The 4,854-nt window shown below is 51.8% G+C and carries 5 protein-coding genes; 1 reads left to right on the top strand and 4 read right to left on the bottom strand.

Features of this window, described 5'->3' with window-relative positions; translation table 11 throughout:
• A partial coding sequence (locus VE954_RS17910) for a cation:proton antiporter (protein WP_324955219.1) occupies positions 1–1,206 on the bottom strand: 1,206 nt, incomplete at its 3' end.
• Between the two features lie 563 nt (positions 1,207–1,769).
• Between VE954_RS17910 and VE954_RS17905 the strand changes: the two genes are divergently transcribed.
• A complete protein-coding gene (locus tag VE954_RS17905; RefSeq protein ID WP_324955217.1) occupies positions 1,770–3,071 on the top strand; it encodes a CCA tRNA nucleotidyltransferase in 1,302 nt (433 codons plus the stop codon).
• Here the strand turns inward: VE954_RS17905 and VE954_RS17900 are convergent.
• The 3 genes from VE954_RS17900 to VE954_RS17890 all read right to left on the bottom strand — a co-directional run.
• Complete coding sequence (locus VE954_RS17900; RefSeq protein ID WP_324955215.1) at positions 3,059–3,439, bottom strand: response regulator; 381 nt, start codon at positions 3,437–3,439, stop codon at positions 3,059–3,061. The genes VE954_RS17905 and VE954_RS17900 overlap by 13 nt on opposite strands.
• Positions 3,436–4,695, bottom strand: coding sequence for an RAD55 family ATPase (locus tag VE954_RS17895; protein ID WP_324955213.1), 1,260 nt, complete (start codon positions 4,693–4,695; stop codon positions 3,436–3,438). The genes VE954_RS17900 and VE954_RS17895 overlap by 4 nt, the downstream gene beginning before the upstream one ends.
• A partial coding sequence (locus VE954_RS17890) for an ATP-binding protein (RefSeq protein WP_324955212.1) occupies positions 4,670–4,854 on the bottom strand: 185 nt, incomplete at its 5' end. The genes VE954_RS17890 and VE954_RS17895, both read right to left, overlap by 26 nt.

Below are 4,854 nucleotides of genomic sequence, written 5' to 3'. Positions count from 1 at the left end.
CCGGGCTAAGCGTTCGCGAAGGCCGGCCGGAATATGGCGTTCAATCCAGGTCACAATAGGACCTGAGTATTTGATCATGTAGGGCGTGGTGAATGTTGTCACCGCCGAGACTGCGATCACAATCGGATAAAGAAAGTCACTCGTAACTTTGAGCGAGACCCCCAGCGCTGCAATCAAGAAGGAGAATTCACCAATTTGCGCAAGGCTGAGGCCCGCCTGCATGGATTGCCTCAAGCTACGACCGGAAAGAAGTGCACCCAGACCCGAACCAAACAGTTTGCCAACAATAGTCACGGCGATGATCAGCAGCACAACGCCGAAGTTTTCCATCAGGATTTTAGGGTCGATCATCATGCCCACGGACACAAAGAAAACGGCTGCAAACAGATCACGTACTGGCACGATCAAGTGCTCAATGCGCAGACCTTCCTTGGTTTCGGCCAGGATGGATCCCATGACAAAGGCACCCAAAGCAGGGGAAAATCCAACCTGGGTGGCTATGATAACCATGGTCAGGCAGAGTCCAATCGAAACGATCAGCAGAGTTTCGTCGGAAAGATGTTTCTTGACCCTCTTCATAAGGCCTGGAACGAAATAGATCCCGACCACAAACCAAAGGAGAAGGAAAAAGCCCAGCCGCAGAGTGGAAATGAGAACCTCGCTGCCGGAAACTGGATTCGGCGAGGCTATGATGGTCAGGAGCACCAGGATGAGGATGGCCGCCAGATCCTCAACGATCAGGACGCCGAAGACCAAGGAGACAAAGCCTTTGGCTTTAAGTCCCAGTTCATCAAAGGCACGGATGATAATCGTCGTGGAGGACATGGACAGTATGGCGCCGAGAAACAGGCTATCCATTGTGGTCCAGCCGAGGGCCCGACCTAACAAATAACCCACGCTCGTCATGGTGATGATTTCGAATAAAGCCGCGATCCCGGCACTCTTCCCGACCTTCGCCAGCTTTTTAAAGCTGAACTCCAGGCCGAGCCCAAAGAGCAGGAAAATAACCCCTATCTCGGCCCAGACTTTCACGCTTTCGGTATCCACCACCGTGGGAACGAAGCTGACATGAGGACCTACGAGTAAACCGGCGATCAAATAACCCAGCACGACAGGCTGTTTGAGCCACTTAAAGATGAGTGTCGTGGCTGCCGCCGTGATCAGAATGATCCCAAGATCCTGTATAAGTGCCGGTAAATGAACCATATTTTAACCCGCCTGGAAGAATGCAGAACAGGTCGAGTATCATAACAGAATGTCAGGAATACGAAACGCTTCAAGCTGATCCGGCTTTCTTGTTTAGTTCATGAGCAGAAACGGGGGTGCTTCCCCTCCTCTTTTCCTGGTTTGGATGCTTTTCTGATTATTTTTTGATCAATCTAACGTTTTTCCGCTGATTTCCGTTTCCCGACCGGTTTTCGCCCCCCTGGCCTGATCTTTTAACCCCCCTATTATCTGTAATATATCGAAATCATTAAGAAATATGGCATCCAAAATCCATCCAATATACAGGTGTATTTTGATCACCTGGAAGGGGGTTATTCTCGCTTTTCGCAGGTCTGCTTAAAATGAGGGCAATTCAGATTATTTTATATTCAACAACGCAAACAATAATGTTGTTGTTGAATATAATTAACAACGTACCACTGAAATTGTTGCGTTGATGAAATGCTTTGTTCCACTTTGACTCGTTTTTGCACAAAAAGTCCCTTCCGTGAGGGGCTATCGGCGGGCACAATCGAAAGGACGCCAGCGGAGGGCCTTGAGACATGGATGATAGCGCAAAAAATAAACAGAAAAACCCAGGGCAGGGGGCTTCGGCGGCGGAACTGGGACCCGATGGCCGTCATGCGCTGGCGCTACGGGCGATCAAAACCTTGGAAGACGCCGGGTACGAGGCTCGGCTGGCTGGCGGCTGCGTGCGTGACCGATTATTAGGCATCAAACCCAAGGATTATGATGTCGCCACAACCGCATGGCCTGAACAAATTTGCACAGTTTTTAAGCAGAAAAACATCAAGGTCGTACCCACAGGGATCGATCATGGCACCATAACAGTCGTCATGGCCGGTCAGGGCATGGAAGTCACCAGCCTCAGACGTGATGTCTCAACCGATGGAAGGCGCGCTACTGTAGCCTTTGGCAGCAGTTTTGAGGAGGACGCAGAGCGGCGGGACTTCACCTTCAATGCGATGTTCGAAGACAATCAGGGCCGGATCTATGATTTCTTTGGCGGCCGGGAGGACCTGAACCTGGGCCGTCTTCGTTTTGTTGGTGTGGCCCACGAAAGGATTCGAGAGGATTACCTTCGCATCATGCGGATGTTCCGCTTCTGGTCGCGCTTTGGATTTACGCCAGATGCTCCCACGCTGGAGGCCTGCCGCCAGGAAGGGCAGGGTCTTCGCATGGTCAGTCAGGAAAGAATCACGCATGAGCTGATGGAAACCCTTCAGGGCGATCACGTGATGCCGGCTATGTCCGCCATGAGCTCCACGGGCATCCTGGACCTTGTGTTGGGGATCACATCCCTCCCTAAGGACCTTCTCACGACCCTGGATGCCTTAAAAATCAGCACAAAAGAGGAGAGGGCACCGGCCAGACTGGGCCTTTTGCTTCAGCTGAAATGGGGTGATAACGCAAAAGCGTTTGAAGAAGCCATGCAGAATCTGAGGTTATCGCGAGCCATCCAAAACAAAGTCGTGCTTTCCATGTTTGTGCCATTGGATAAGATCGGCCACGACCCTGGTGAGATGATGGATCATATCGATGTGTGGGAAACCCATGGGGCCTCGTTTCTGGAAACCCTGCTTCCACTATGGCGCGTGATGTACCCCAAGCATAAGAGTGTGCTGGATGAGCTGGAAGGCATCGAAGCGCGTCACGGGCATCGGCGTCGCACCAAACTTCCGCTGGATGGACAGACTCTCATAGCCCAGTGTGGGGCAAAACCGGGACCGCAGTTGGGACTGCTTCTGGTGGAATTAAAACGACGTTGGCGCGTTGGAGAATGGCAGACGCGAGACGAGGGTCTGGTCTTGGCCCAAAAACTACTCGACTCTTACGATTCCTGATCCGCGTGGACGAAACGGTTGACGACCTTAAGAAGAGTCTTGCAATCAAAGGGCTTTCTTAAAAAATCATTCCAAGGATAGTTGGCTGGATTGACTTTAATCTCAGTATTATTCATTAAAACAATGGGGACCTGATTGAATCGTTTATCGTCCCGCAGGTGTTTCAGAAGGTCGAGTCCGCTCATAAACGGCATCATGACATCAAGCAAAATCAGCTGAAACGTTGTATCGGAGAATTTTTCATTGATACACTGCAGCGCATGGCGGCCGTTGCTGCAGACTTCGACATGGTGGCCTTCATCTTCCAGAATGCCACGAATCGCTTGGGCAATGTCATACTCGTCATCGACGATCAGGATGGTGCTCATCGCTTGCCTCCCTTTTTGCCCTGGCGCACCGTTCCTGTTTTCTTGTTCGTCTTCTTGTTTCCAACGGAACGTCCCTGGCCGGTTAAAATCGATTCGATGGCGCCAAAGGATTCCGAAATCAAAACACCATGATCTGTGATCTCAAATTCCCGAATCGCCGTATCGTAGGAGCTTTCCCGCATTTTCAGGATCGAAATCAACCGCCGAATCTGAGCCTGGACCTCGACATACCGGAGAAGGACAACTCCCTCCACAGCATTCGCCAGCTCAGGGTTAGGCATATCCAACGCGACGGCAAAGAGGGGTAATTCATCTGTGATCAGGCTTGTGACATCCATCGCGCGTAGCTGGTTAGTGAAGGCGGACATGAACCGTGGCGCCCGATCCGGATAAACGTTGGCATTGCGAAAGCCCTCAATGCCATCGATGAAGAGCCGCCTCCGCCGTTTCGTTTCGGATTCGCTTCGTAGCTTTTCGAGCACCTGCTCGGCAAGGGCGTCCACATAATGTTCCAAGGGCGGCTGCCAGATCAGCTCAATCAGCCCCTTATCCACCCATTGTTTGAGTCCAAGGCCCAGTCGCTCCGCCTTTTCAATCAGACGTGGAGGAGGCTCATAAAAACCAAAATAAAGCCCCGACTGACCCTGCCTGGCCCCTTCGATCAGGAAATGGAGACCTAAAATGGTTTTGCCAGTTCCCGGAGCGCCCAAAAGAATAGTGCACGTGCCGGACAGGAGGCCGCTGTTCAGCATGCTATCGAATTTAGGGATACCAAAGCCCATGCGGATGCGTTCTTCCGTAGCATTGGCTGGGGGATTATCAAAATGAACTTCAGTTCGAGGGTGAATCACGATCCCGTCATCCGTGATCTCGACTTCATGTTTGCCAGGCAGATAGTCAGAACCACGGAATTTGTGAATCGCCAACTCGTGAACCGATCGAGGACCACGCTGGGCGCGAGTAAATTCCATGATCCCATCGACAAGATTGTGCTGCGGCAGGTCTTTGCCCTCGGAAGCTGGCGAAAGGAGATAGGTCGTGCACCCCAGGAGAGCCGTGACCGCCTGCAGTTCATGGATGAACTCTTTGAATTCACGCATCCCGTCATCAGCAAAGCTGAAACTATCAAGGCCGTCGATAATCAGAATGTCGGCTTCCTTCTCCTTGACCGTATTGCGGATCATGGTCAGCAAACCTGATAAACCCTCGTTTTTGAGCAAGGCATAGCCGCTAAAATAAAAGACGTGGGTATTCACAAGGTCGGCCCTGTAGAAGGCGTCGCACTGGGGCCACCTGGGCAGTCACAACGAATGTGCTGCCAACACCCGGCTCGGAATCGAGAAGATCCACATTCCCACCCAGGAGCACGGCTATTTTTTTTGACAGGAGAAGGCCTAGACCTGTGCCCCCGAACT

Source organism: Oligoflexus sp. (assembly GCF_035638955.1).
Taxonomy (GTDB): Bacteria; Bdellovibrionota_B; Oligoflexia; order Oligoflexales; family Oligoflexaceae; genus Oligoflexus.
The sequence above is the reverse complement of the archived record's forward strand: the minus strand, read 5'-3'. Positions and strand labels throughout refer to the sequence as shown.

What these genes read in the sequence shown, in the direction of transcription:
- VE954_RS17905 (WP_324955217.1), top strand. Translation starts at nt 1,770, where the DNA reads ATGGATGATAGCGCAAAAAATAAACAGAAAAACCCAGGGCAGGGGGCT.
- VE954_RS17900 (WP_324955215.1), bottom strand. Translation starts at nt 3,439, where the DNA reads ATGAGCACCATCCTGATCGTCGATGACGAGTATGACATTGCCCAAGCG.